Genomic DNA, 26086 nt, shown 5'->3' with positions numbered 1-26086 from the left:
TTAGCTGGGCTCAATTTTCAAAAGGTACAGATGGAATTGTGATAGTTGAATATAAAATGAAAGTCTTGAAAGATGCAGAGATGAAACTGGGAAATCAAAGGTATAAAGAAGATTTATTTATGATTTTGGGAGTATTTCATTCGTATTTTTATGTCCAGCGTTAATTTTTATTGCGGCGTAATTTTAACCCTGTACTAAAAACCACACTAAAAACTAGAGAATAGATAATACTTCTGAAAAAATCATCACCATTAAGGCTCCCATCTACAATATAACAGAATAGCATTGACATTATGAAAATACTTACTAGTAAAACTATTCCTATTTTTATATAACGATTCATCTGCATGTCCTTTCTAATTAAGGTGATGAGTTCCTGAAACCCGGAAGGCTTGTAAATACAGAGTTTTACTACCTCCCTATTGTTTCAATTCGCTTCTCTATTCAAACTCAATGCTTCCCTAAACAACCGATCTAACGGCGCGGCCGGAAGCCTTTCATTCTTTGGCCAATCCTTTAGAAAGGCTTCGACTTTAGGAAGTGTCTGCTCAATGAATTCGTGAATGATTTCTACTCTAGGCTCTGTTCCCAGCTCTTCTCCTCGTGTTTTCCGTTCCAATAATTTTTCAACCTGTTCGTTTAGTTCACCTGAAGGAAGCATCGCATGAGCCAGTTCTTGAAACCGCATCGGCGGCATCGACTGGTTTTGCTGAATCCAGAGGCAGGCAAGCAACGGCCGCAGCACATAAAAATATTTCTTAATACGGACCTTGTCTCCCTGAAGATAGCCGCGATTATTGTTTCTTGCCATATTTAAATAATGGTGTGCGCAAGAAAGAGGGGAGAAATAATCGTTCGTGAGCTCCTGCATGCTTTTCAAAAACCAATCATTTTGCTTGTAGACAATATCCGATTTCAGCCATTCCATTAACGGCGGATTAGATTTTCGAAACAAGTTCAATGCTTTCCGCAAGTCCCAACCATTGATATCAAGCAGTTCATCAATCGGCAGTTCGATGACGTCACGTTTATCCTCAATGGAGAGATACCAATCAGGCTTATGAATATAAATAAAACGTACATCATAATCGCTATCCTTCGAAGGGAACCCCCATGCCCGGCTGCCCGATTCACACGCATAAAGGATTTGTACTTGGTGTTTTTTTTCTATTGCTTGTAATTCTGCTGATATTTTTTTCTTCAAAGTGTGACCCCTCTATTCACTAATCGTTGATATAATTTAAAAATGCACCCATTGTACAAGCTGTGCAAATACTTTCCTCTACAACTCATGTAATTGTAAAAATAAATCTCATATTCATCTATCTAAACATCCAATACATCGTTCTATCAGTTGTCTCTGTCGGACGTTAATACTTGAAATAAAGTATCTAAAAGCTGTTTCGTAAATCTTGTTTTCGCTTCACTTGACAATTCTTCACCTAAGAACCTTCTTTGGAACGAATATTGAAAGCAGCTGCCTAACAACATATCAGCTGCCGCTCTTGGATCCACGTGTTCACTTAATCTTCCCAATTGTTGTTCTCCTCGCAGATAAGCTTCCACAGCTTCATTTGCTCTATGAGGTCCTTCATTTCGTTCAGTGAAGCCTTCCCTATGCCGGCTTAATAGACCAGGTTCAGAAAAGACTGCTGCCATTAGAGGGGTTGAATAGTAATAATCTTCAACTGCTGCGTTTGCTACTTCATCTAAATGACTCCTGACTGTTCCATTTCCAATTCGATCACGAAGCGATTTTAATATCCCCATAAAATTTCGCAATTGGCCTCTTAACACATGTAGAAATACATCCTCTTTACTTTCAAAATTATTATATAATGAGCCTTCAGAGCATCCAGCCGTCCTGGCAATCTCTTTTGTCGTAGTATAAGCAAGCCCTTTTTCTTGAATGACCTGTTCAGCTGCCTTAATAATTCTTTCACGCAGTTCCAATATAATCCCTCTCAATCCTTGACAAGAAAAAATTCATAATTTATAATCTCATTATGAGTGTGCGCTCACTCATTGTCAAGTCAACGATTGAAGAGAAAATTTTTTGTGGGCTTTTGAGTGTGCGCTCACTCAATAGAAAAGAGTTCTATTTACTATCGGTAGCTACTACTTTAGGAAAGGAGATTGAACTTTGTATTGCTGTGAGTGAATACACACTCATTTGTCAAACTTACTCATTTTTTAAAGGAGGATCGATTTTGAAACCTCAAGATTATGAAAATCACACGAGAATAGTACCTTCGTTCCACTATTTCCTTGTCCCCCTTTGCTTTAGTAGTTTACTAGCCGGAATTGTATTTACGATCCTCTCAGTCTTGAACGGAGGAGCCATCGGAACTGATATTTTGATCACTGCACTCGCTTTAATCGTGACAATAACCGTTTTTTTCCTAAGATCTTTTGTTTGCAAACTTCAAGATAGGATCATTCGAGCTGAAGAAAATTTACGATCATTCGTACTGACTGGAAAAATGCTCGATAATCGCTTAACAATGGAGCAAATTATCGCCTTGCGTTTTGCAGGTGATGAGGAGTTTCCTAAACTATGCGAGGAGACTGTGAAGGAAAACTTGGCACCTGATGTTATTAAACAGTTCATTAAAAATTGGAAAGCTGATCATTATCGAGTTTAACAACGATACGGAGGAATAATGATGAAAACTCTAATTGAGCAATTTTCAGAAAACGGAAGGACAATTGAAGCACTAAAGTGTCATATTCAGGAATTAATTGACTCTTCATGGCAGCAGGTTTGGGATCAAAACGAAAACGAACTTCAATCCCATTTTGAAAAAGGCGGTGATACAGCTTACGGATTGTATTTTTCAAAATTATTTCATCCAATAGCTAAGCAGCTTACAGAAGCAGGATTAGACTCCAATCCATTTCTGCCGGGAAGCTTTCCTCAATCTGTCGAGAGATGGGGAGCGTTAGAAGATCGCGAAAGACGATTCTGGAGTGTCATCTCGCAAATGAATGGCAACGCATTAGGAACCATAGTAACACGAATTTTTCATGATCATACCCGTTTACGTATTCCTAGACCTCCCCAATTATTAACTTTAAAAGAAACCAATACCGAAAGAATTAAAGAGCTCATCCTTTCAGAAAATTTGCAACATCAAGTTGCGAATTCTGAGAATCAAAAGCCATGAACAAACAGAAAATCGTGAAGTTTTCCCGAATTAGTTTCATTATGTTTACTTGGATTTTTTTGATTTGTATTACCCTCCAGGTTTTCTTTGCGGGTCTCGCATTTTTCATGAATCCGATAAATTGGAGTTATCATGAAAGCTTTGCTAGATATTTCTTTATTCTGCCGCTAGTAATGGCAGCATTGTGCTTTTCTGCTCAATTACCCAGAAGAATACTTTAGAGATGTGTTGGGTTGTTCGGAATAGTTATCGTGTTATTCTTTACAGCTGCGATCTCACCTCGGATCGAAATTATAGGTGCACTTCATCCAGTTATCGCTCTCTTCTTATTTTGGAGCTGCATGAAGATTTTTCAACTTTTTCATTCAACCAATATTTAAGACCTTGCCGCGAATTTAGGATAGTTAGGCATGGACTAATACTAACTATCCTATTAATTATTTGTAAGTTTAACTCCAGCAAGCTCGTTTTTTACCCCCACTACCTGCTATTTATCATCCTTCGTTATAAAAAAATCATCAAATGTGCGAAATGGTTTAATTTCATATTTTCCTTTTGACTGATTTAGAGCTAAAATACAAGCAAACAACTCAACAGCACATAATAGAATCAGAACAAAAAAACCCAATTGTTCCTTCTCCTTTCATAAAAAACGTGATGTGTACCGGTACGAAACCATCGTAATTGATGAAACGCGTTTCAGAGCAAGGAAAAATTGAAAGAGGGAAAATTTCATGGCTAATATTCGCAAAATCGCAGAGCTTGCCGGTGTTTCGATCAGCACGGTTTCAAGAGTCCTTAATGATCATCCATATGTAAAGGAAGAAAAGAGAAAAAAAGTGCTCAATGCAATGGAACAGCTGGAGTATACAAGAAATATTCATGCCGTACATTTGTCGAAAGGCTATTCGAATATGATCGGAGTCGTACTTCCGACGATTAATATCCCTTATTTCGCTGGACTGCTCGAAGGGATCGCAGAAGAAGCTGAAACGTCCGGCATACATCTTGCCCTTTATCAAACCAATTACCTTTTAGAAAAAGAAAGGTACAGCTTAGAACAATTAAAACAACGCCAGATCGACGGATTGATCATTTGCTCAAAAGCGATGCCTGATCACGAGCTTATGGAATGGAAGGAAACAGGACCAATCGTTTTGTGCCAGTCCTCTCAAGATCCGAATTTTTCTTCCATCAGCATTCCGCATCATACCGCATTTCGTCACGGCTTAGATTATTTAATAAGCAAGGGCCACAGAAAAATTGGGATTGCTCTTGCCAGGAAAAAAGGGATAAACAGTCACTACCGCATCAAGGCTTATCAAGATGCCTTAAAGGATATTGGCGAGCCCTATAAAGAGGAATGGGTGATGGACAACCTACTTACAATGTCAGATGGAGAAACATTGTTTCACAAATGGGTTATGTTGAAAGAAAAACCGACAGCCATGTTCGTAGCAAATGACCAAGTATCAGCAGGAATGCTTCTTGAAGCACAGAAGCACTCAGTAACCATTCCTGATGACTTGGCAATATTAAGCTGCGATAATCAAGAAATCAGCCGAATCCTTGGTATCTCAACGATTGAAATTCAGACGAAAGAAATGGGTAAACGTTCCTTTACCCTCATGAAAAAACAGCTAAAAGGAGACTCACCTGAACATTTCGTCCTTCCTTACCGCCTAATTGAAAGATTAACGGTTTAGTAAAAATGATCTATCCTTTTTATTCGAATTATGGTAGATTGAATGACAAAGGAGCTGAGGCTCATGAGTATACCCTTTACCGTTGAAAAGGTACTTAACAATAATGTTTTAATTGGGAACCATGAAGAACACGGTGAGGTTGTCCTGATCGGCAAAGGGATCGGCTTTGGGAAAAAACGCCTGGATCCGATCGATTACGGCACTTACGAAAAATTATTCGTGTTAAAAAATAATAATGAACAAAAGCAATTTAAGAAGCTGCTTACGTATGTCGATGAAAAAACAATTGATCTCGCAAACGACGTTATCTATCAGATTGCCAATAAAAGCGGCCATTCTTTAAATGAGCATATACACATAGCTTTAACCGATCATATTGCGTTTGCTATTAAGCGTTTTCAAGAGGGATTCGATATGAAAAACCCGTTTTTATTAGAAACGGAATCCTTGTATCCGAAAGAATTTGTACTGGCAAAAGAAGCCGTTGAGATGATCAATGAGCGAGCAGGTATTGAGCTTCCTGAAGGCGAAATCGGCTTTATTGCTTTGCATATTCACAGCGCTCTTACCGATCGACCCTTAAGCGAGGTCAACCAGCACTCGCAGCTTATAGGAAAAATGGTCCAAGTGATTGAGGACTCGTTTCAAATGAAAGTCAACCGTGAAAGCGTCAATTATTTAAGGATGATCCGCCACATTCGGTTTACGATCGACCGGATCAAACGCGAAGAACCGATTGAAGAACCAGAAAAATTAATGTTGCTATTGAAAAATGAATATCCTTTATGCTACAATACTGCTTGGAAATTAATAAAAATCTTGCAGCAATCTTTGAAAAAACATGTCCATGAGGCTGAAGCCGTTTACTTAACATTGCATTTATACCGTTTAACAAATAAAATTTCATAATACGTTTCTTATAACACGTGTTACTGATTCGATCAGGCATGAGTGATTAGTATAGGAACATGGAAAAGCTTCTGCGCTTTTTGTGTGCCCTTTTTATCACCATGCCTTTTTGTCTTGATAAAATGTAAACGGTTTAAAAAAGAAACTTAGACTCTATGACATGTTATTTTTCTGCAAGGTTACACTATCGACTAGAGGAGGTCAATTACATGTTTAAAGCTCTTTTTGGAGTACTCCAAAAAATCGGGCGGGCACTAATGCTGCCTGTTGCCATTTTGCCTGCGGCAGGTATTCTGCTTGCTGTCGGTAACGCATTGCAAAATCCGCAAATGCTGGATGTTGCCCCATATCTGAATAACGATATCATACAGCTTATAGCCAGTGTAATGGAAAATGCGGGAGATATTGTTTTTGCGAATCTGCCATTATTATTTGCCGTCGGTGTTGCCATTGGTCTTGCCAACGGAGACGGTGTTGCAGGAATAGCCGCAATTATCGGCTATCTTGTGATGAATGCTTCCATGAGCGCCGTTCTCTTAGCAAATGGGTCCATTCCAAGTGATACAGTGGCACGTGCTGAATTTTTCAAAGAAAATCATCCTGAATTTACAACGATGCTCGGGATTCCTACTTTAGCTACGGGCGTATTCGGCGGGATTATCGTCGGGGTCCTGGCAGCAGCCATGTACAACAAATTCTTTAAAATCGAATTGCCGCAATATCTTGGGTTCTTTGCCGGAAAGCGTTTTGTGCCAATTGTAACGTCAATATCTGCTTTAATTCTCGGTTTGATTATGCTTGTGATTTGGCCGCCAATTCAACACGCTCTAAACTCGTTCTCAACAGGCTTGCTTGAAGCAAACCCAACTCTTACGGCGTTTGTTTTTGGAGTCATCGAGCGTTCCTTGATTCCATTCGGATTGCATCACATTTTCTATTCACCGTTCTGGTATGAGTTCTTTAGCTATACAAACCAGGCTGGCGAAATCGTTCGCGGTGACCAAAGAATATTCATGGCGCAAGTAAAAGACGGTGTCGAATTGACAGCCGGAACTTTTATGACCGGAAAATATCCATTCATGATGTTTGGGCTTCCTGCCGCTGCTCTTGCGATTTATCATGAAGCGAAAAAGGAAAACAAAAAGCTGGTTGCCGGAATTATGGGTTCTGCAGCTCTAACATCTTTCTTAACAGGAATTACAGAACCGCTTGAGTTCTCTTTCTTATTCGTTGCACCAATTCTATTTGCAATTCACTGTTTATTCGCAGGTGTATCCTTTATGATGATGGATATTTTAAATGTTAAAATCGGGATGACGTTTTCCGGAGGCCTGATTGACTACTTCCTATTCGGAATCCTGCCAAACCGTACGGCGTGGTGGCTTGTCATACCAGTTGGTTTAGCGATTGCTGTCATCTATTACTTCGGCTTCCGCTTTGCGATCCGCAAATTCAACTTGAAAACACCGGGTCGTGAAGATGTACAGGAAACTGAAGGAACAGAAGGTGGAGCAGCTACCGGAGATCTCCCTTATGAAATTCTTGAAGCGATGGGCTCACAGGAAAACATCAAGCACCTTGACGCTTGTATTACGAGACTTCGTGTTACCGTTAATGATCAGAAAAAAGTCGATAAAGATCGCTTGAAAAAGCTTGGCGCTTCTGGAGTACTAGAGGTTGGAAACAACATTCAAGCCATTTTCGGAACTCGCTCTGACGGAATCAAAACTCAAATGCAAGACATCATTGCAGGACGCACGCCAAGACCTGTAAAAGTTGATGAAGAAAAAGAAGTGGAACAGCAGGTAGAAGAAGTTGTCACAGGTCCTTTGCAAAATGAGCAAGAAGAAGACATATTTACGGCTCCAATCACCGGAGAAATCCACCCGATTACTGACGTTCCTGATCAAGTGTTCTCAGGAAAAATGATGGGCGACGGATTTGCCATTTTGCCTAGCGAAGGCGTTGTTGTCTCTCCTATAAAAGGGGAAGTGCTGAATGTCTTCCCGACAAAGCATGCGATCGGACTTCGTTCAGACGGGGGAAGAGAAATCCTTATTCACTTCGGAATTGATACCGTCAGCTTAAAAGGCGAAGGATTCACAGCGTTTGTTTCTGAAGGCGACAGTATCGAAACAGGGCAGAAGCTCCTCGAAGTAGATCTTGAAGCTGTGGGAGCAAAGGTTCCATCACTTATGACGCCAATCATTTTCACAAACTTAAATGAAGGCGAATCTGTAACACTTCTTGAAAGCGGAGAAGTGAAAATACAACAGGAAAATATAATTGAAATTAAATCATAACGCAGAAAACGGCCGCTCTAAGTTTGAAGAGCGGCCGTATTTTTAGTTAAAGCTTTTCATGCGGACCAAACAATTCATAATGAATCGCTTCCTCTTGTACCCCGATTTCTAGTAACATTTGATAAACGGCCTTCATAAAAGGGATCGGGCCGCACAAATAGTAATCTGCAGCTTTATCAGAAATTACATCGTTTAACCATTGAGATGTTATATAGCCTTCTTTATCAAAGCTTTGCGCTTCAATATCTTCTGCTGTCGGCGTTTCATAGCAAATCAAATGCTTCCGGGAAATTCCGTTTGTAATTTCTTGAATTTCTTTATCTAATGCAATATGACGGCCACTTCTAGCCGCTTGGATAAATGTAATATCACGATTTGGCTGCTCTTTTGCAGAGACCTTCATCATGCTCATTAATGGCGTAACACCGACTCCTCCGCTTATTAGCACAAGAGGCTTATCTGTCGTTTGATCTAAAACAAACTCTCCGGCAGGAGCACTGATTTCAATGCTGTCTCCTTCTTTCAGCTGATCATGCAAGTAATTCGAAACAGCTCCCAATGTTGCCTTTTCTTCTGATTCGCGTTTAATCGTAATTCGATAATATTCCCCATTGGGCGCATCCGATAAGCTGTATTGGCGAATGTGAGTATGCTCATCTCCTGGTATATTGACGCGAACACTAATGTATTGACCCGACAAAAAGGACGCGGTAGGCTTTCCGTCTTTAGGCTTTAGATATATGGAGGTAATCAAGTCACTTTCTTTTACTTTGCGGGAAATGGCAAATGGTTTATAATCTTTCCATCCGCCTTCTTTTTCAGCAGCTTCCACATACATTTCATGCTCTGTTTGGATAAAAATATCCGCAATAACTCCATATGCTTCTCCCCAAGCCTCAATCACTTCTTTGGGCACGTCTTTTACCACATCTTCGATAGCAAGCAGCAAGTACTTCCCTACAATTGGGTAATGCTCCGGTTTAATTCCGATGCTGCGATGCTTATGCGCGATCTGCTTAACAACAGGTATGATCGTTTCCAGCTTATCAATATAGGCTGCTGCGGCATAAACTGCATTAGCTAAAGCTGTTTGCTGGCGGCCTGTTTTTTGATTTGTCTGGTTAAAAATATTAAGCAGTTCAGGATGATCTTCAAAAAGCATTTGATAAAAACGGGTCGTTATTTCTTTCCCGTGTTTTTCTAATACTGGAACCGTACTTTTTATGATTTCAATCGTTTTTGGATTTAACATATTCAGCCACCCTTTAAAGATTCATTATATATATATCTTTAAAAATACAGGATACCTCGAAAAAAAGATATATTTTATATACATCTTAAAGAAATTGTCACAATTTCAGCTACATTTCTGTCATATTTCATCACAGGATGCTATGATGAATAATAAAACTCTCAGGGAGCAGCAAAATGAGATTAACAAATTATACCGATTATTCGTTAAGAGTGTTGATATATCTTTCCCTGCAAAACGGTGAAAAATTAAGTAATATTAAGGATATTGCAGATTCTTATCAAATATCGAAAAATCACTTAATGAAGGTTACTCATGAGCTTGGAAAACTCGGTTATATTGAAACGATTCGCGGCCGCAATGGCGGCGTGAGACTTGCCAAACATCCAAGAGAGATCAATATTGGCGAGGTCGTTTCAAAAACCGAAGAAGATTTTCATCTTGTCGAATGCTTTAACAAGGAGACCAGCCACTGTGCGTTAACCCCCTCATGTAAGCTGCGGCACGCTTTGGCTGAAGCTCTTCAAGCGTTCATAGATGTGTTGAAAAAATATACGTTGGAGGACTTAGTCCATAACAGGGATGATCTTCGTAAGTTGTTGGGTTCTTGAGATTTTAAACAATTTATCAGTTTTATAGTTAACATGTACAAAAAAGTTCATTTTTAAGCAATCTGATTTGCTTAAAAATGAACTTTTACTAAAGCCAAATTGCAATTATCCAGGATAAATTCTTCCCTCAAAAGCCTGAGCATGGGAAGCGTCTAAAAAGCGTTCGAAGCCAAGCCCGTTAATTGAAATAGATGAAGTTGAACCCGATATTAATTCCGACATCGCAACCCCGATGCCCGGTGCAAGCGTAAATCCATGTCCGCTAAAACCAGTAGCTAAAAAATATCCTCCAATATTCGGGAATGCTCCTAAAATAGGAACACCGTCCTCACATTCAGCCTCTATCCCATAGTAAGTATAATCTACTGGACTATCCAAAGCTTTTGGTAAAACTGAAAGAATTTGCTGTCTTTGACTGTCCAGGCTTTCTTTTGAAAAAGTTGCTGAAAATTCATCATTTCCAGGGTTGCTTGAATATCCGCCGCCTGCCCGGAGCCGCCCGTCAATCGTTTGTTTTAAGCTAAGTTTTCTCCCTAATATACTGATTACCGGGCCTAGAAATTGAGGAGCTGGAAGAGTTGCTGACATTTGAGGAGCTCTGGCGGCAATTGGCAATGGTGTACCTACCGTTTCATGAATTTTAGAAGCCCATGCTCCTGCAGCATTTACAACTACTTCTGCATAAAAATCTCCTTTATCCGTCAATACACCTGTGACACTCTTTTCTCCTGGAGTCAGCATGATTTTTTTCACAGTCGTTCCTCTTTGAATTTTTACTCCTAATCTTCTGGCAGCTTCGGCGAACGCAATAGTTGCTAATAACGGATTGGCATGGCCTCCATTCTTATAAAAAATTCCTCTTTGAAATTCTGTGGATAATGCCGGTACTTTTTGTAAAAGATTTTCTCTATCTAACTGATGATAATCTATGTGAAATTTCTTGTTTCTCTCAGCAATCTCCATAATTTGATTGTCAGTGATTGACTCGTCAAAAAGCATCAGCTGTCCTGAATTAACATACTCTAAATCGGCATCCAATTCACTTTCCAAGTCAGCCCACATGGTAAGGCTTGCTTGCGCGAGAGGCATTTCACGAGGATCACGGTCGTTTTCTCTAAGCCCTCCTGCCGAAGCTGCGGAAGCCCCGCCTGTATTGGCGATACTTCCTTTTTCAATGATAATTATCTTTTTTCCTTTTTTAGCTGCTTGATAGGCAATTGATGTCCCTATCACACCTCCGCCAATCACGATTACGTCATAAATCATTCGCTTCATTCCTTTTTGTTCGTCAAGTTGTTAGTTCGTACTGGAAACACCTTCAGAATAATCATTTTTCTTCGGGGATTTCTTTTTTCTATAAACGCCGGTCGATTTGGCAACAAAAAATAAAACAAGGAAAATCATCAAAGTGATTCCTCCAACCCAAAAGGGGCCATATGAAATCAGCATTATTGGAAAAATAGAAGTAATTAACCCTCCCCCTAAAAATGGGCTAAACAAAGGAGCTTTCAAGCCATAAGCAGCCATAGCACCCGTTTTCCCTTCCGGATCCACCGTGCGAAGAAGCATCAAACCTATAGCGGCAACTCCTGTTAATGTACCAAAAATGACAATCGAATTTTCAAACCAATCTTCTTTAAACATTCTCGGCCCCATGTAAAAGAAAAACCAAAGCATTGATAACAACATGAGCACAGACATAACGAATAACGGAAGGGCGTATTCTACAACAACAGGAATCTTAATGGAAGCCACTGCCCCCACAATCAAAAACTCCAAGCTAATCCCTTGTATCCTTTGAAACGTTCGCACATCAATTAATTTATAGTAACTAGTTTTGGATATTACTAGGTTTAATATTCCTCCCCCAATCATTGCCATTGGAAATAATGGAAGGCCAGGTATAAAAGTTTCTAAGATTTTCTGCATAAACCAGCCCAGCAATACAGCGATCAAGAGTAATGCAGCGTGAAACGCAAATCCATCAACGACATCCCCGCTGATTGTAGTGTAAGATCCGGGCTCTCTCTTCTCTTCTGAAATATCTTCTTCATTTTTTTGTTTCATCTGATTTCGGTTTTTTAAGACTGATGTATATCCCTTTTTTACTGAGTAATTAATTATTATGATTCCACCGATAAATGAAACGACAAGACCAATTGTGGCAGATGTTAACCCGAGAGTTCCTCCTTCTTCCCATTGAAAGCTGCTGTATACTTCACCCATCCCTGCTGCAGTGCCATGCCCCCCTGACCAGCCAACCTCTATTAACGTTGCAAATAATTCATTCACACCAAATAGAGGGACCAATATAGTGATCGTAATAAAAACAGGAAGAAAATATTGAATCATATTCCCCATGTAATGATAAAACAGCTGCGGGGCAAAATGTTTCTTTGCACCTTTTGAATCCTTCATTTTGATTCCAATCAGCATCGGTGCAAATACAAAAGTAATTAAGATACCAGCCAAACTCCCCCATGAGCTTACCATCTCACTTGTAAGAAGTTTTGCTCCATCAGGACCTAAGATTAAGCCAATAAAACCAGCTAAAAGTGAAGCGGGAATAAAAAACTTCTTTAATAATGAAATCTTCATTCTAAGAAAAACCCCAACTGCAAGCAGTGCCCCTAAAACTGCAAGATAAAACAGCATTGCACTAAGCGTAATTGAATCAATTGGTGTATTTGGAATCATGGGCTCTCTCCTTTATTAACATTTAATAAAAAATGTTTATTTTTCTTAAATAATCCTCTAAGCTATTTAAATTGTTCTCAATCCTATGTGTTTGTTTTTGACCGATAGAAGAAATAAAAGAATTGCATAATGCAATCGAAGCAACATGAGAGTTGATTGGAGTGAATGAACGAACTTCCACAATAAAAACTTCATCGCTGAAAGCAATAAGCGGTGAATGGATACCATCTGTAATCGTAATAACCTTACAGTTTTTCTCTTTTTTTAAATACTGAATGGCTTCCACCACAAATGCCGTATACCTTGAAAAACTAATTGCAATAATGACTGTTTCTTCATCAGAATTTCGAAGACAGTCTTCAAATTCCATTCCTGTTGAAGTAATTGTTGATACATTTCCCAACATCGCATGTAAAGAGAATCCCAGGTAATTGGCGTCGGTAGAAGATGAGCGAAATCCGATGACACACGTTTTGTTTGCCTGACAGATTAAATCAACAGCTTTTCCAAATGACTCTCGGTTTATTTGTTCATATGTTTTATTCAGGTTTTCACTATCTAAATGAAAACTGCTTGCGATTGTATCTTTTTCTCCCATTTCCTTATTTGCTTGTTGAAATCTTTTGACTGTTTGATCGGTAATAATTCTTTCTCTAAAATCCTCCTGCAAATCCGAGAAACTTTTATAACCTAAAGACAGAGCAAAGCGGATAACAGTAGTTTCGCTTACTCCTGCTTCTGTCCCAATTTGATTAGCAGTCATATAAGTAGATTTCTCAACATTTTTTATCATGAAATCCGCAACTAGCTTTTGAGATTTTGTAATAGGCTTATTCGATGATTGTATCTTTGAAATGATTAAGTTTTTCACACTCATTAACTTTCCTCCACACAATAATGAAGTATTTGCTTCATATTAAAAATAATTTGTTTTATATCCTTCTTTTTTTAAAGTTACTCCAACTCATCCATTATGTCAATTAATTTTTTGATTATTCTATTTTTTTAGATTGTTTAAAATAATAAAATACACTGATCTTTGCACTTACGTAAGTGCAGAGATCAGTGTATCAATTTCTAAAGTTTAAGCATTTATACTATGTTTTTTCTTCTTCAAAAACGGCAGCTTGGAATCTACAGAGTATAGAGCACTTCCGTTTAAAGCAAGGTGCAGGGAAACAACCAGTAAAACGATATCCAATTCATAGCCTCCTAAGAAACCATCTGGCAGCTTCACTAGCAGCGTAGCGACAATCAAGATCACTGCAAACAGCGCGGATACGATTCTTGTTCCAATGCCTGCAACCATAGCAATTCCGCCAATCAACTCGATTATTGCAACTACATACGCCATAAATCCCGGAATGCCTAAGCTTGCAAAGAATCCGGCTGTATTTTCAATCCCTCCCTGGAATTTACTCATGCCGTGTGCAAAAAATGTGATACCGAGCATAAGTCTCAATAAGAATGTTCCGATTTCATGATTTCTTTGCATTTGATTTGACTCCTTTCTTTATAAACACTACATTATGTAGTGTTTAAGTGTAAAAAAATTTTGAGAACCTAGTACACTACATTATGTAGTTTAAATATTAGATCATTCGTAAACTGTTTTCAAGAAAAGAGAGAAAAGCATTTCGAAAATAGTTCTACTGTCCTAGTGATTTCTCCGAGCACTAATTTAATCCAAACCAAAAACTTCCTCAGCCAGCAAAGGTACCAGCTAAGGAAGCTTCGATTAAAGAATATTTGCCGTAAACGAATTTTTATTCAGGAAACGGCTTAAAAAGTCTTTTGTCCGTTGATGGGTTGGATTAGAGAATAATTGTTTTGGCGGGGCTTGTTCAACGATTTGGCCGTCTGCCATAAATACTACGCGATCTGCTACCTCGTAAGCAAAGTCCATCTCGTGAGTTATGATCATCATTGACACGCTGCCGTCGTCCGCAATATTTTTGATGACCTGCAGCACTTCACCGACAAGCTCCGGGTCAAGTGCTGCCGTTACTTCGTCAAACAGCATGATTTTCGGCTTCATTACACATGCTCTGGCAATCGCCACACGCTGCTGCTGGCCCCCGGATAGCTGGGCCGGATACGCATCCAGTTTATTGGCGAGCCCTACTTTTGTTAACATCTCGATCGCCCGATTTTTCGCTTCCTCTTTTGGTATCTTTAATACATGGACAGGCGCTTCCATCACATTCCGTAAAATGGTCATGTGCGGAAATAGATTGTACTGCTGAAAAACCATACCGATTTTGCCGCGTACCTTTCGAAAATGTTTTTTATCAGCAGGAGCGATTGAGCCGTTCACTTCTTTGTGCCACAAGCTTTCTCCCTCTACTTCAATCGTTCCGCCAGAAGGTTCTTCAAGGGTCATTAGCATGCGTGCAAGCGTGGTTTTTCCTGAGCCGCTGGGTCCTATAACAGCGACTTTTTCTCCGGGATATAGGTCAAGGTCCACTCCGTTTAAAATTTGCACTTCGCCAAACGACTTTTTAATATTTCGATATTGAACAATTGGTTTATCGTTTTTACTTCGTCGTACATGAGCCAATCCGATCACCTTCCCTTTCAAATTGTTATTTATGCAGCCCTTCCCAATTTTGCGTTCGTTTTTCCTTCAACGTATCGAACAAGAAGAGAAGCAGGGTAGCTTAACAGCAAAAAGATAAGACCTACAAGCGTAAAAGCTTCTAAATATCGAAATGATCCAGAACCGATGATTTTTGCCGTTTGCATCATCTCTACCAATGTGATGGCGGATAAGAGCGGAGTTTCCTTGAACATTACGATGAAATAGTTGCCAAGTACCGGAATGATAGGAGCGATAGATTGCGGCAGAATGATTCGCAGCCACAGCTTCGGCTTTGAAAAATTTAACGCTTCACCAGCTTCCCATTGCCCTTTTGGAATCGATTCGATGCCTGAGCGGAATACCTCTGCCAAATAGGTGCTGTAATGCAATCCAAGCCCAATGACTCCTGCAGCAAACGGGCTCAGTGATACCCCGTATTCGGGAAACACATAAAATATAAAGAACAATTGCACCAAAAGCGGAGTGTTTCTCACAAAATCGACGATGCAAGTAACGAGAAAGACAAGAGGCTTAAAGGATGACCTTCTGCAGACGGCCCATAGCAGCCCAAGGATTGCGGCCGTAATAAAGCCCGCAACGGTGGCAGCAATCGTCATCCACATCGCATCGATCAGCTGGGGCACGATCGATATCGCATAACTCCAATCCCACATTACGACACCCTCCTTGCCGACAGCCTTTTCTCAAACCACCGAACTCCCAATGTGATTGGATACGCAATAATAAAGTAAAACAGTAATAGCAACGTGAAAATTTCTGTTGTTTGCATCGTTGTCGTTCGTAATGACATCGCTTGAAATGTCAAATCGGACAAGGTAACGAGTGAAACAAGCGCCGTTCCTTTAAGCAGTTCAATTAACAGGTTTCCAAACGAAGGGATCATAAGCATAATTGCTTGAGGCAAAATAACAAGTCTCATCCTTTGTGCGGGCTCCATATTTAAGGCAATCGTCGCTTCCGTTTGCCCCTTGGGCACGGCCAAAATCGAACCGCGAACAACTTCTGCACCATATGCACCGTAATTAAGACCGAGGGCTAAAACCCCCGCTGCCATAGCCGATAGCTGAACTCCAAACATTGGCAGCGCGAAGTAAAGCCAGAATAATTGAATCAATAATGAGGTTCCGCGGAATATTTCAATATAAATCCCGGAAATGATTTTCAAAAGCTTTACTTGTGATAGCTTCATAAATCCGAATAAAAATGCGAGAATCGCAGCAAGAACAGCAGAATAAATCATGACTTGCAATGTGACGGCAGCTCCACTTAAAAGCGGCTTAGCTAAATCCGGGATCGAATACATTTTTCTTCCCCGCTTTCATATTTGTTTTTTTGTTAACTTGATGGACTGCATAGTGCTTCAGCTGTTTTATCTCCAGGAAGCTCTTGCTCCGTAAAACCGAATTTTTTTAATATTTCCAGAAGCTCGCCTGATTCTTTCATTTTTTCGAGCTCTTGGTTAAATGCTTCACGGAAATCTGAGTCTGCTTTACGGAATACGCTCGCTCCATAACCGCGCACACTTTGCCCGTCAATCACAGGCTGTTCAAAATCCATGACACGTTCGATGCTGCCATCCTTTGCCGCATCTAATACGGATTGAAGAGAAGGCCCTGTCATTTCAATGACATCTGCCCTTCCTGATTGCAAGGCGGAAATGGCGCTCGGATTATCTGATACAAATTGAATTTGGCCTTTGTCAATTCCGTATTTTGTTAAGTAATCGCTTTGAATGGCTCCGCTCATGACGGCGACTTTTATATCTTTGTTGTTTTTAATATCGTCATAGTTTTTAATGTTAAGCGGATTTCCCTTTTTCACTGCGATCGCTTCGCCAATGCTGTACTCTGGATTTGCAAAGTCGACTTGCTTACATCGCTCGGGGGTTATATACATGCCGGCAGTAATGATATCGAACCGATTGGCATTCAATCCTGGAATTAATGAGCCGAATTCTGTCAATACGCCTTTCATTTCGTCAATCCCCAAGTTTTTGAGAACAGCCCGGGCGACTTCAACTGCTTCCCCGGTTAATTTTCCATCGGGAGTTTGGTACGCATATGGCGTTTCATTGGCAAATCCAACCGTCACCGATCCTGCTTTTTTTGCTTTTTCTAATGTTGATTCTCCGCCGCTTGCTGAACCATTCGATGAAGCTGAAGAAGAACATCCAAATAATCCAATGCATAAGAATCCAATGATAAGACCTGACAGCCATTTTTTCATTTTTTTCTCTCCTCACATATTTAGTTTGATAGTTTAATGTAGTCGACTTTCGATTATTTCCTGGAGGATGATTTCGGCAAAGCCATGTCCCGATGTATCATAACGGTGGCTCTTTTTTACATAGGTTCAGACGATTTTTAGTCCGGACGTATCGTTCTGTATTTCTGAATTCCGATTTAAAATGTTCATGGCTGTTTGCGTTAAGATAGAAGCTCCGATTGGCATACAGCTTTCATCAATATCAAAGACAGGGGTATGCAATTCCCGGTGTTTTCCGTCTTGCAGGGCACAGCCTAAGAAAAACATGGCTCCAGGAATCTTCAGAGCCATATGGGAAAAATCTTCTCCTCCGAGGCCAAACGGCAGATCCAGCTGCTTCATTGCTGGATAAAGATGATGAACAGTTTGGCGAATCACATGATTCACAGACGGATTGTTATAAAGAGCCGGTTCCCCTTTATTTACTGAAAGTGAATAAGTTCCGTCAAAGCTTTCCACGATTGAGAAGGCTTTTCTTAATTTTTCGATAAGGATTTTGCGCACATCTGGTGAATAACTGCGCATCGTGCCTTGCAGATATACTTCCGGAGGAATCACATTACTTGCCGTCCCCGCTCTTACTTCTCCGATACTAATAACCGCCGGATCTAACGGAGAAATATGTCGCGCAACAATTCCATGGATGGCTTGCAATACAGGACCCAACATCCAAATCGGATCAGATCCAAGATGAGGATACGCACCATGCCCGCCTGTTCCGTGTATCGTCGCTTCAAAAACATCAACATTGGCCATGCTGTATCCATCATGAATGAGAATGTCTCCAACCCGGTGCTCAGGACTCATATGCAAGGCAATCACACATTCCGCTTCGTCAAGAACTCCCGCTTCCACTAAATAAAGGGCGCCGGTTTTACCCAGATGATCTGCAGCTTCCTCTGCTGGCTGAAAAATAAGCTTTACCGTTCCATTCAACTCACCTTTCTCGCGAGCTTCTCCTAAAAGAGCAGCCACAGCCAGCAGGATTGCAGCATGGGCATCGTGGCCGCAGGCGTGCATCACTCCGGTTGAAAGAGAGGAATACGAATGGTTCGTTTCCTCGATGATAGGCAGTGCATCAATATCTGCCCGAACTGCAACGACCGGACCGCTTCCGGAAGAAATAGTGGCAACAACCGATGTCTCTGTCCCTACCCCTGTCTCGATTTCCATTCCGGGAATTTTTCTCAGCTCTTCAACAATAAAACGGGACGTTTCATATTCTTGAAAGCTCAATTCAGGGTATTGATGCAGGTGTCGCCGCCAGCCTATCATTTGATCAGCGAGTTGATGTGCTCGTAAACGTATCCAGCTGTCTTTCACGTTTTCACCTTCTTTTATAAGCTTATGGACGCATGTTTCTCCTTTAAGATTGCAAATGCTTGCTCAAGATCTTGAATGAGATCCTCTTCCTCTTCGATTCCGACAGAAATTCGGACAAGCCCTTCCGGAATCCCCATCGCCGCTCTTTCTTCAGGTGTACACTCGACGTGGCTGGTCGTCCGCGCAGGGCCGTACGTCGTTTCCACGGCACCTAAATTTGCGGCGCGGTTTGCGTATTTAAGATTCGGAAGCAGCAGCTTCACGGCATCCATTCCACCTTTTAACGAGAAGCTCATCATCGCGCCAAAATCGTTCATTTGCTCCTTGGCGATCTCATGGTTAGTGTGAGTCTCTAAACCAGGGTAGAAAACATCTTCAACCAGGTCTTGAGCTTGTAAAAATTTTGCGATCGCTTTCGCATTTTTTGTTTGCTCTTTCATGCGCAGCTTCAACGTTTTCATCCCGCGCAGAATTAGATAAGCTGCCCACGGATCCATTGTCGCGCCATTGATTTCCCGATAATGATAGATTGGCTCAATGAGTTCCTTCGAACCGCAAACGACGCCTCCCAGCGCATCCGCATGTCCGCCCAGAAATTTCGTCGCGCTGTGCAGGACGAGATTCGCTCCAAGCTTGAGGGGGTTCTGGTTGATCGGGGTAGCAAAGGTATTGTCTACGATAACGATTGCTCCAGTGTCTTTGCCGGTCTTTGCTACTCTCTTAATATCCGTAATTTTCACCGTTGGATTTGTCGGAGTTTCCAAGTATAGAAGCTTGCAGCCTTTTTCTACTTCTTTTTCAATCGCCTCATGATCTCCTGTATCGCAAAGAGCCACCTCAACCCCCATATTCGGCAAAAACTCCGTGAAAATTTTGTTCGTTCCTCCATACGTATCTTTAATGGATACAATCCGATCTCCCGGCTTCAAAAAAGTGTAGAGCGTATTGCTTACCGCAGCCATTCCGGTTGAAAAGCTTGTTGCAGCTTCTGCACCTTCCATGATCCGCACTTTATTTTCAAATGCTTGTACCGTTGGGTTTGTATTCCTTCCATAGATATGGCCCTTCTTTTTCCCAACGGCGACATCGTACCATTCATCCATATCGTCATAATTGTAGGCAACACTTACAACAACAGGCACTTGCGTAGCGCCGTGCACTAGTACTTCTTTTTCTCCTGCCCAAACAGCTTTTGTTCCCATGCTCGCTTCGTTTTGTTTTTCCATTGGTGATTTCCTCCTATTTTGTGTTTGCAGTATCTTTGCCTAGAACTAGTCCTCGTCCCCGGGTTATTAATTGTTCATAGGCAAATCTGGCAATCACTGTATCTTGAACGCCGGTGCCTGTTAGATCACACACAGTCACTTGGCTCTCGTTTTGGCGGCCTGTTTTTTTCATTGATGTAAGTTCTCCTAGTTCAAGGATCGATTCTGTTTCTTCAGAAAGAATCCCCTGATCTTTTGCATGGTGCAGCTCGCCTAAGCGAAAACACTGAGATTTCACATCACAAACGATGACGTCTGCCTTTGTAAAAACCTGTGCTTCCAGCTCCTGTTTATGCTCTGCATCTGAGCCCATTGCCGTGATGTGCAGACCCGGATGAATCCAATTCGCTTTGATCAGCGGCTGTTTAGACGGTGTTGTCGTCACAACAGCCTCACTTTCCTTGACAACCTGCTCAGGGCTGTCCGCAATTCGAACGGTAACTCCTAGAGCTTTTTCCATTTCACTCGCATAGACGCGTACTGCTTCTTCCGAACGACCGAAGACAGTGATTGCTTTAAACGGCCGTACAGCGTACAAGGCATGCATTTGTAATCTAGCTTGCAAGCCTGTCCCAATTACGCCGGCATACTGAAGCTTTTGTTTCACCAAATGATTTGCCGCAACAGCACCTGCTGCAGCCGTTCTAACATCTGTCAGATATCCATTGTCTAAAAGCACGGCTTCAGGGAGTCCTGTTTTCGATTGGAACAGCATCATCATGCCGCTTAAGCTTGGCAAACCAAGAGAAGGATTATTAAAAAAACCGGAAGAAATTTTTAAAGCAAACGAGTCCAATCCTTTGATATATGCAGATTTGACATCAACCTCTCCGTTATGCTCCGGCACATCAATTCTCATGATCGGAGGTAAAGTGACGTTTCCTGCCGCAAGCTGAGTAAAGCCTCCCTCAATTAACTGAATAGCTGTCTGATCCAATTTCACATGCTTACGTATATCATTCTCTTCAAATAAATACATCGTTTTTCACCTTCTGACACTTATAGACTCAGGCTTAACAAACAGCTCTCTAGGAAAATCGGCAAACACCTCGCATCCATTTTCTGTTACCCGAAACGACTCACTTATTTCTACTCCATAATGGTCAAGCCAGATTCCCGGGATTAAATGAAACGTCATGTTCGGCTGAAGAATGGTTGTATCCCCTTGACGAAGACTTGCGGTATGCTCGCCCCAGTCTGGAGGATAGTTCAACCCCATTGAATAACCAATACGGGAATCCTTGACAAACCCGCTTTTTGCAATGCTTTTTCTCCACACACCTTCGACTTCCTCGCAAGTCATACCAGGTTTGATCGCAGCGAGTGTTTCATTTAAACCTTCAATCACAACGTCAGCCAAGTATTTTACTTGGGAGCTTGGTTGGCCGATGATTGCTGTTCGAGCCATGGGAGCATGGTACCTTTTGTAGCAGCCTGCGAGCTCCAGTATGACCGGATCTCCGCTTTTGTATCTGTCATCCGTCCATGTCAAATGCGGAGTCGACGTTTTTTCTCCGGACGGGAGCAACGGAACAATCGCAGGATAATCCCCGCCAAAACTGTCTGTTCCGCTAATTTGTGCTTCATAGATCTTAGCAACCGCATCACATTCACGAACGCCTTCCTTAATCGAATCAATCCCTGTCTGCATCGCTTTTTCGACAATGCGGGCGGCTTTCTTCATAAAGTCAATTTCCCGATCTGATTTAATGATTCGTACGAAATTGACAAGGCTGGTCGCATCGGTAAATGTCGCATTCGGCAATCCTTTTTGCAGCTGCAAAAAGCTTTTCGCTGTAAAGTAATACGCATCCATTTCGATACCGATCGCACGGTTATGCTGTCCGATTTCTTTTAAAATGCTGCTCACAAAATCCATTGGATGCTTTACTGTCGATTGAACAAAATCATCAGTGTACGGAATGATATGATTTTCATCAAGCCAGGTCGTCACCTTAGCGGCGTTTGCATCCTGGCCTCGACCAATCCAAAACGGCTGCTCCTCATCAAGCAATACGACTAGCATCTGATGAACATAAAATGACCATCCGTCATATCCCGATAAATAATTGATATTTGCCGGATCCGTCAGCAGCAAAACGTCTATTCCCTTTTCTTCCATTCTCTGCTTTGTCTTCTTAATCCGTTGTTTATATTCAGCGACATCAAATGACAGCATAACCACAGATACCCACTCCTTTAAATCATGTGATATTTTATGACAAATATACGTTATGTTTCATGCATTTATTGTAATTCTCTTATTTGAATGAAAACTATTGCTCAATCTGTAAGAATTTCAAGTCTTTTTTTCATACATTTTTTACAATAGACTTTTTCTAATAAGTTCATATATACTGAATCAATTCAATTCCATAACAACAATGTTATATTTTCTAACATATAACTATAACTGGAGTGTCGAAAATGACTACGATTCAACAGAAAAAAGAAACTCTTATCTCTGTTCAAGATGTATGGAAAGCCAAACAAGCCATTGGATCAATTATTCAAAAAACTCCCCTTGTCCATTCGCCGGCTCTATCAAACGAGCATACAAATGTATATATTAAATATGAGCATCTTCACGACAGCGGAGCTTTTAAAATGAGGGGGGCAGTTAATGCGATGCTTCACTTATCGGAAAAACAACGATCGTTAGGTGTGACTACTTTTTCTACCGGTAACCACGGCGCAGCAGTTGCATTAGCCGCTAAAAAACTGGGCATTCGCTCTTGTATTTGCGTATCCAAACGCGTTCCCCAAGCAAAGCTTGAAGCGATAAAAAAACTAGGTGCTGAGCTGGAAATCAGCGGAGATGGACAAGATGACGCAGAAGCACGCTGTTACGAACTTGAAAGGAAAAAAGGATTAACAGTAATCCCTCCTTTTGATCACCCTCACGTGATCGCTGGCCAAGGTACGATTGCCCTTGAACTATTAGAAGACCTGCCGCAAGTTGATTGTGTGATCGGAGGATTGTCCGGCGGTGGCCTTCTTTCCGGAATTGGAATGGTGATGAAGCATACAAATCCTTCTATTGAAATCATCGGCCTTTCAATGGAAAAAGGAGCAGCGATGCACAAAAGCCTCAAATCCGGACAAGCGGTTACTGTGGCAGAGCATCCAACTCTTGCCGACAGTTTATTAGGCGGTATCGGAAAGAACAATCAGTACACCTTTAACATGGCGAAGCGCTATGTTGATCGATCGCTCTTAATCCCTGAGGACTCCATTGCAAAGGGTATGGCTTACTTATATAAGCATCACCACATCATCATAGAAGGTGCAGCGGCGATTGCTGCAGGAGCATTAATAGATCGACTAATTGAGCCATCGTGTTCTGAAATTGTCCTCATATCGAGCGGATGCAATGTTGATTTACAAACTCACGCAAAAGCAATTCAACCCTATCTTTAATAAACAGGAGTGATGAAGAGTGAATTATTCTGTGAAAGATGTGCTATCTCTTCCAATAATGAAAGAGGCAGCGTTGGTAACCGGAGAGAAAAGTATTACAGCTCGAGTAACAGAATCCATTGCGGTGATTGAAATTCCGGTTGAAGATTTTGTTAGGGAAAACGAGCTCATCCTGTCAACCGGAATCGGCTGCGGATCGAATCCATCACTCTTTCTATCATTTGTAGGTGAAGTTTATTCCGCCGGTGCAGCTGCTCTGGCTATTGCAGTAGGCAGACATGTTCAAGAAATACCTGAAGACGTTATCCAATTTGCGAATGAAAAGAATTTTCCTCTTATTGAGCTTCCTTGGGAAATACGCTTTTCAGATATCATAAAAACAGTACTTGAAGAAATTCATCAATGGCAAAAAGACGAATTACAGAAGACTGATCAAATCCAAAGGAAGCTGCTGCAATACTTTTTAGAAAACAAAACGATTTATGATGCATTGAATTTTTTAGGAAAGAAATTCTCAGCCCATGCTTTCATTATCAAACAGGATTCTGACTTTACTCTCACTTCCTCGCCCGAAAAATTAACCGGATCCCGCCATTTCTATTTTGAACATTCATCTCCTGCTGTTTTGTATAACGAGAACGGATCACTTGTTCAGCTTACTCCTATCCAATTGACAAATTGGGAAACAGGAATGTTCGTATTGGAGTCAGAAGCACCCGCTTCACTGCCTATTTCATGGACAATTCTTAACCAAGCTGTCTCGGCACTAAATCTTTGGCTTCAAAAAGAACAGTCAAAGCTTGATAATGCCCTTAAAGAAAAAGAAGAGCTCATACAACAGTTAATAAAAAATGAGCGCCATTCTAAATCGGAACTGGAAACAGCGGCCGCTTCATTGGAAATAGATATTGCCTTGCCTTATGTATGTATTATCGGACACCAGGAAACCGATGGATTTGATCGCGTGCCTAATCCACTATCAAGGAAAGTGGAGAATCTTTTATACTCTTGTGCTGACAAACTGAAAAAGAAAATAATCTGCGCATTTACCAGAGACAAGCTGATTATCTTTCTTGAAGCATCGAGAGAAGAAGCGAATCGGTCCGCCCACCAATTTCTTGATGAATTCGAACCAAAAATAAAAGCAATAGAAAACGCGGAATTCTCGTGGGGAATCGGTGAAAACCATGCAGGGACTTATTCTTTTCATACAAGCTATAAGGATGCTCTTATTGCATTAGAAATCGGCAGAAATCATAAAGGTTCTGGTACGAGAAGCACCTATGCCAATACCGGGGTCTTTCGAATGTTATCCGTATTAGCAAAAGACTCAAACGCTGCAGAAATGATGCACAAAACGATCGGTGCAATTGCAGCCTATGATAAAGAAAGAGGTCTTGATTTACTGCACACCCTCGCTTCCTATTTACAAAATCAAGGAAACGTCAGCCAAACCTCACGTATTCTTTCTCTCCATCGCCAGTCGCTGCTATATCGATTGAATAAAATTGAAGCATTATCAGGTAGATCGCTGGGAAATCCGGATGACCTCTTTTTGCTTCAATTGTGCTTAAAGCTCTGGACCATTCGGTTTGAAGCGATTTAAAAAAAGCTAACTTTTAAGTGATTATTTACGTCATTCCTTATGCATGTTTGTAGCAAATTTGTGGAAACCTAAGCAAAAGCTAACGTAGAAAGAAGGGATAGCAGCTTGGGAATTCTATTTGCTCTTTTGCCTGCGATTACATGGGGCAGTTTAGTCCTTGTTAGTGTAAAGCTTAAAGGAAGCCCATATCAGCAGGCACTGGGAACAACGATTGGAGCCTTAATCTTTTCTATCGTCATATTTCTTTTCAAAAGGCCGGAGTTAACCTCGGTTGTATGGGGAGTGTCCATTGTTTCCGGTATTTTATGGACGATCGGACAAATGAACCAATTTGCAAGCGTCAGGCATCTTGGCGTTTCCATGGCAGTACCTATGTCTACTGGAATGCAGCTATTTTGTACAACGCTTATTGGTGTGATTGTATTTAGAGAGTGGACAACGATATCCGTCATTCTCATTGGTTCTCTTGCGATTATATGTATTATTGCCGGAGTTGTGTTCACATCGATCGGACAACAATCCCAGAACGGTGAAGAAAAAAGCATAAAAAAGGGAATTGTGATCTTACTCATTTCAACTGTTGGCTATGTAGGGTACGTCGTCTTAATACGCTGGTTTAATATTGACGGCTGGTCAGCGGTGTTTCCCCAATCTGTAGGAATGGTTTTGGCTGCTATTGCCTTAACTGCCAAACATCAGCCCATCAGTAAATACACGTTGAGAAACTTGATTTCAGGCATATGGTGGGCAATTGGAAATTTAGGGTTGCTTTTGGCCATTCCGCTCATAGGTGTAGCCGTCAGCTTTTCAATGGCTCAAACAGGAATTGTTCTATCCACGCTTGGCGGAATTTATTTGCTGAAAGAAGAAGTCTCAAAAAAATCACTTGTCATCTTAGGCTGCCTGCTAATCATTGCCGGCGGCGTACTACTTGGCATTACGAAATAGGAGGAAGAAAAA

The 26086-nt window shown here is 41.1% G+C and carries 25 protein-coding genes; 10 read left to right on the top strand and 15 right to left on the bottom strand.

What is annotated here, in order from left to right:
* Positions 1–427: 427 nt before the first annotated feature.
* On the bottom strand, positions 428–1204 hold the full coding sequence (locus tag AM592_RS01050; RefSeq protein WP_053602068.1) for a nucleotidyltransferase domain-containing protein: 777 nt from the start codon (positions 1202–1204) through the stop codon (positions 428–430).
* Between the two features lie 146 nt (positions 1205–1350).
* Positions 1351–1953 carry a TetR/AcrR family transcriptional regulator gene (locus tag AM592_RS01045; RefSeq protein ID WP_053602067.1) on the bottom strand — a complete coding sequence of 201 codons (603 nt, stop codon included), beginning with the start codon at positions 1951–1953 and terminating at the stop codon, positions 1351–1353.
* A gap of 257 nt (positions 1954–2210) precedes the next feature.
* On the opposite strand from AM592_RS01045, the gene AM592_RS01040 reads away from it, so the two are divergent.
* The 6 genes from AM592_RS01040 (at position 2211) to ptsG (ending at position 8085) form a co-directional block, all read left to right on the top strand.
* Entirely contained in the window at positions 2211–2645 is a 435-nt protein-coding gene (locus tag AM592_RS01040; protein ID WP_053602066.1) for a DUF6526 family protein, read from the top strand.
* Between the two features lie 18 nt (positions 2646–2663).
* On the top strand, positions 2664–3167 hold the full coding sequence (locus tag AM592_RS01035) for a DUF6022 family protein (RefSeq protein ID WP_148564295.1): 504 nt from the start codon (positions 2664–2666) through the stop codon (positions 3165–3167).
* Positions 3164–3388 carry a DUF6220 domain-containing protein gene (locus tag AM592_RS25290; RefSeq protein WP_404799048.1) on the top strand — a complete coding sequence of 75 codons (225 nt, stop codon included), beginning with the start codon at positions 3164–3166 and terminating at the stop codon, positions 3386–3388. Before AM592_RS01035 ends, AM592_RS25290 begins: the two co-directional genes overlap by 4 nt.
* 513 nt (positions 3389–3901) lie before the next feature.
* A complete protein-coding gene (locus tag AM592_RS01030; RefSeq protein WP_053602064.1) occupies positions 3902–4873 on the top strand; it encodes a LacI family DNA-binding transcriptional regulator in 972 nt (323 codons plus the stop codon).
* 42 nt (positions 4874–4915) lie between these two features.
* A complete protein-coding gene (gene glcT / locus AM592_RS01025; protein WP_098945173.1) occupies positions 4916–5782 on the top strand; it encodes a glucose PTS transporter transcription antiterminator GlcT in 867 nt (288 codons plus the stop codon).
* A gap of 209 nt (positions 5783–5991) precedes the next feature.
* Positions 5992–8085 (top strand): glucose-specific PTS transporter subunit IIBC, encoded by a 2094-nt coding sequence (gene ptsG / locus AM592_RS01020; RefSeq protein ID WP_053602062.1) that lies wholly within the window; start codon positions 5992–5994, stop codon positions 8083–8085.
* 46 nt (positions 8086–8131) lie between these two features.
* On the opposite strand, the gene hmpA is transcribed toward ptsG, so the two are convergent.
* Positions 8132–9337 (bottom strand): NO-inducible flavohemoprotein, encoded by a 1206-nt coding sequence (hmpA, locus tag AM592_RS01015; RefSeq protein WP_053602061.1) that lies wholly within the window; start codon positions 9335–9337, stop codon positions 8132–8134.
* Positions 9338–9513: 176 nt separating this feature from the next.
* Here hmpA and AM592_RS01010 point away from each other — a divergent pair, with 176 nt between their 5' ends.
* Positions 9514–9948, top strand: coding sequence for an RrF2 family transcriptional regulator (locus tag AM592_RS01010; protein WP_053602060.1), 435 nt, complete (start codon positions 9514–9516; stop codon positions 9946–9948).
* Between the two features lie 105 nt (positions 9949–10053).
* On the opposite strand, the gene AM592_RS01005 is transcribed toward AM592_RS01010, so the two are convergent.
* The 12 genes from AM592_RS01005 to AM592_RS00950 form a co-directional block, all read right to left on the bottom strand.
* On the bottom strand, positions 10054–11214 hold the full coding sequence (locus AM592_RS01005) for an NAD(P)/FAD-dependent oxidoreductase (RefSeq protein WP_053602059.1): 1161 nt from the start codon (positions 11212–11214) through the stop codon (positions 10054–10056).
* Positions 11215–11244: 30 nt separating this feature from the next.
* Positions 11245–12645 (bottom strand): sodium/glutamate symporter, encoded by a 1401-nt coding sequence (locus AM592_RS01000; protein WP_053602058.1) that lies wholly within the window; start codon positions 12643–12645, stop codon positions 11245–11247.
* A gap of 22 nt (positions 12646–12667) precedes the next feature.
* Positions 12668–13516 carry a MurR/RpiR family transcriptional regulator gene (locus AM592_RS00995; RefSeq protein WP_158320280.1) on the bottom strand — a complete coding sequence of 283 codons (849 nt, stop codon included), beginning with the start codon at positions 13514–13516 and terminating at the stop codon, positions 12668–12670.
* 213 nt (positions 13517–13729) lie between these two features.
* Entirely contained in the window at positions 13730–14140 is a 411-nt protein-coding gene (locus tag AM592_RS00990) for a DoxX family protein (RefSeq protein WP_053602056.1), read from the bottom strand.
* A gap of 243 nt (positions 14141–14383) precedes the next feature.
* On the bottom strand, positions 14384–15205 hold the full coding sequence (gene ehuA, locus AM592_RS00985; protein ID WP_245213138.1) for an ectoine/hydroxyectoine ABC transporter ATP-binding protein EhuA: 822 nt from the start codon (positions 15203–15205) through the stop codon (positions 14384–14386).
* Between the two features lie 29 nt (positions 15206–15234).
* Positions 15235–15900: an ectoine/hydroxyectoine ABC transporter permease subunit EhuD gene (gene ehuD, locus AM592_RS00980; RefSeq protein ID WP_053602054.1), complete on the bottom strand. Its 666-nt coding sequence runs from the start codon at positions 15898–15900 to the stop codon at positions 15235–15237.
* Positions 15900–16550 carry an ectoine/hydroxyectoine ABC transporter permease subunit EhuC gene (ehuC, locus tag AM592_RS00975; RefSeq protein ID WP_053602053.1) on the bottom strand — a complete coding sequence of 217 codons (651 nt, stop codon included), beginning with the start codon at positions 16548–16550 and terminating at the stop codon, positions 15900–15902. Before ehuC ends, ehuD begins: the two co-directional genes overlap by 1 nt.
* 32 nt (positions 16551–16582) lie before the next feature.
* Positions 16583–17473 (bottom strand): ectoine/hydroxyectoine ABC transporter substrate-binding protein EhuB, encoded by an 891-nt coding sequence (ehuB, locus tag AM592_RS00970; RefSeq protein ID WP_053602052.1) that lies wholly within the window; start codon positions 17471–17473, stop codon positions 16583–16585.
* A gap of 126 nt (positions 17474–17599) precedes the next feature.
* Positions 17600–18835 (bottom strand): M20 metallopeptidase family protein, encoded by a 1236-nt coding sequence (locus AM592_RS00965; RefSeq protein ID WP_318773055.1) that lies wholly within the window; start codon positions 18833–18835, stop codon positions 17600–17602.
* Positions 18836–18849: 14 nt separating this feature from the next.
* Entirely contained in the window at positions 18850–20061 is a 1212-nt protein-coding gene (locus tag AM592_RS00960; RefSeq protein ID WP_053602051.1) for a cystathionine gamma-synthase family protein, read from the bottom strand.
* A gap of 13 nt (positions 20062–20074) precedes the next feature.
* Positions 20075–21079, bottom strand: a complete 1005-nt coding sequence (locus AM592_RS00955) for a cyclodeaminase (RefSeq protein ID WP_053602050.1) — start codon at positions 21077–21079, stop codon at positions 20075–20077.
* Between the two features lie 6 nt (positions 21080–21085).
* Positions 21086–22276 (bottom strand): M24 family metallopeptidase, encoded by a 1191-nt coding sequence (locus AM592_RS00950; protein ID WP_053605935.1) that lies wholly within the window; start codon positions 22274–22276, stop codon positions 21086–21088.
* A gap of 251 nt (positions 22277–22527) precedes the next feature.
* Here AM592_RS00950 and eutB point away from each other — a divergent pair, with 251 nt between their 5' ends.
* From eutB to AM592_RS00935, 3 genes are all read left to right on the top strand, one after another.
* Positions 22528–23520, top strand: coding sequence for a hydroxyectoine utilization dehydratase EutB (gene eutB / locus AM592_RS00945; protein ID WP_053602049.1), 993 nt, complete (start codon positions 22528–22530; stop codon positions 23518–23520).
* Between the two features lie 19 nt (positions 23521–23539).
* On the top strand, positions 23540–25126 hold the full coding sequence (locus AM592_RS00940; protein WP_053602048.1) for a PucR family transcriptional regulator: 1587 nt from the start codon (positions 23540–23542) through the stop codon (positions 25124–25126).
* Between the two features lie 105 nt (positions 25127–25231).
* The gene (locus AM592_RS00935; RefSeq protein ID WP_053602047.1) at positions 25232–26074 is read left to right on the top strand and encodes a GRP family sugar transporter; all 843 of its coding nucleotides are present in this window, start codon (positions 25232–25234) and stop codon (positions 26072–26074) included.
* Positions 26075–26086: the final 12 nt, after the last annotated feature.

The sequence above is a fragment of the Bacillus gobiensis genome (genome assembly GCF_001278705.1).
Lineage (GTDB): Bacteria > Bacillota > Bacilli > Bacillales > Bacillaceae > Bacillus > Bacillus gobiensis.
Note: the sequence above shows the minus strand (reverse complement) of the source record. Positions and strands in the feature narration are given on the sequence as shown.

Coding starts and splice junctions, on each gene's coding strand:
- AM592_RS01035 (WP_148564295.1), top strand. CDS start 2,664: ATGATGAAAACTCTAATTGAGCAATTTTCAGAAAACGGAAGGACAATT.
- AM592_RS25290 (WP_404799048.1), top strand. CDS start 3,164: ATGAACAAACAGAAAATCGTGAAGTTTTCCCGAATTAGTTTCATTATG.
- AM592_RS01030 (WP_053602064.1), top strand. CDS start 3,902: ATGGCTAATATTCGCAAAATCGCAGAGCTTGCCGGTGTTTCGATCAGC.
- glcT (WP_098945173.1), top strand. CDS start 4,916: ATGACAAAGGAGCTGAGGCTCATGAGTATACCCTTTACCGTTGAAAAG.
- ptsG (WP_053602062.1), top strand. CDS start 5,992: ATGTTTAAAGCTCTTTTTGGAGTACTCCAAAAAATCGGGCGGGCACTA.
- hmpA (WP_053602061.1), bottom strand. CDS start 9,337: ATGTTAAATCCAAAAACGATTGAAATCATAAAAAGTACGGTTCCAGTA.
- AM592_RS01010 (WP_053602060.1), top strand. CDS start 9,514: ATGAGATTAACAAATTATACCGATTATTCGTTAAGAGTGTTGATATAT.
- AM592_RS01005 (WP_053602059.1), bottom strand. CDS start 11,214: ATGATTTATGACGTAATCGTGATTGGCGGAGGTGTGATAGGGACATCA.
- AM592_RS01000 (WP_053602058.1), bottom strand. CDS start 12,645: ATGATTCCAAATACACCAATTGATTCAATTACGCTTAGTGCAATGCTG.
- AM592_RS00990 (WP_053602056.1), bottom strand. CDS start 14,140: ATGCAAAGAAATCATGAAATCGGAACATTCTTATTGAGACTTATGCTC.
- ehuD (WP_053602054.1), bottom strand. CDS start 15,900: ATGTGGGATTGGAGTTATGCGATATCGATCGTGCCCCAGCTGATCGAT.
- ehuC (WP_053602053.1), bottom strand. CDS start 16,550: ATGTATTCGATCCCGGATTTAGCTAAGCCGCTTTTAAGTGGAGCTGCC.
- ehuB (WP_053602052.1), bottom strand. CDS start 17,473: ATGAAAAAATGGCTGTCAGGTCTTATCATTGGATTCTTATGCATTGGA.
- AM592_RS00960 (WP_053602051.1), bottom strand. CDS start 20,061: ATGGAAAAACAAAACGAAGCGAGCATGGGAACAAAAGCTGTTTGGGCA.
- AM592_RS00955 (WP_053602050.1), bottom strand. CDS start 21,079: ATGTATTTATTTGAAGAGAATGATATACGTAAGCATGTGAAATTGGAT.
- eutB (WP_053602049.1), top strand. CDS start 22,528: ATGACTACGATTCAACAGAAAAAAGAAACTCTTATCTCTGTTCAAGAT.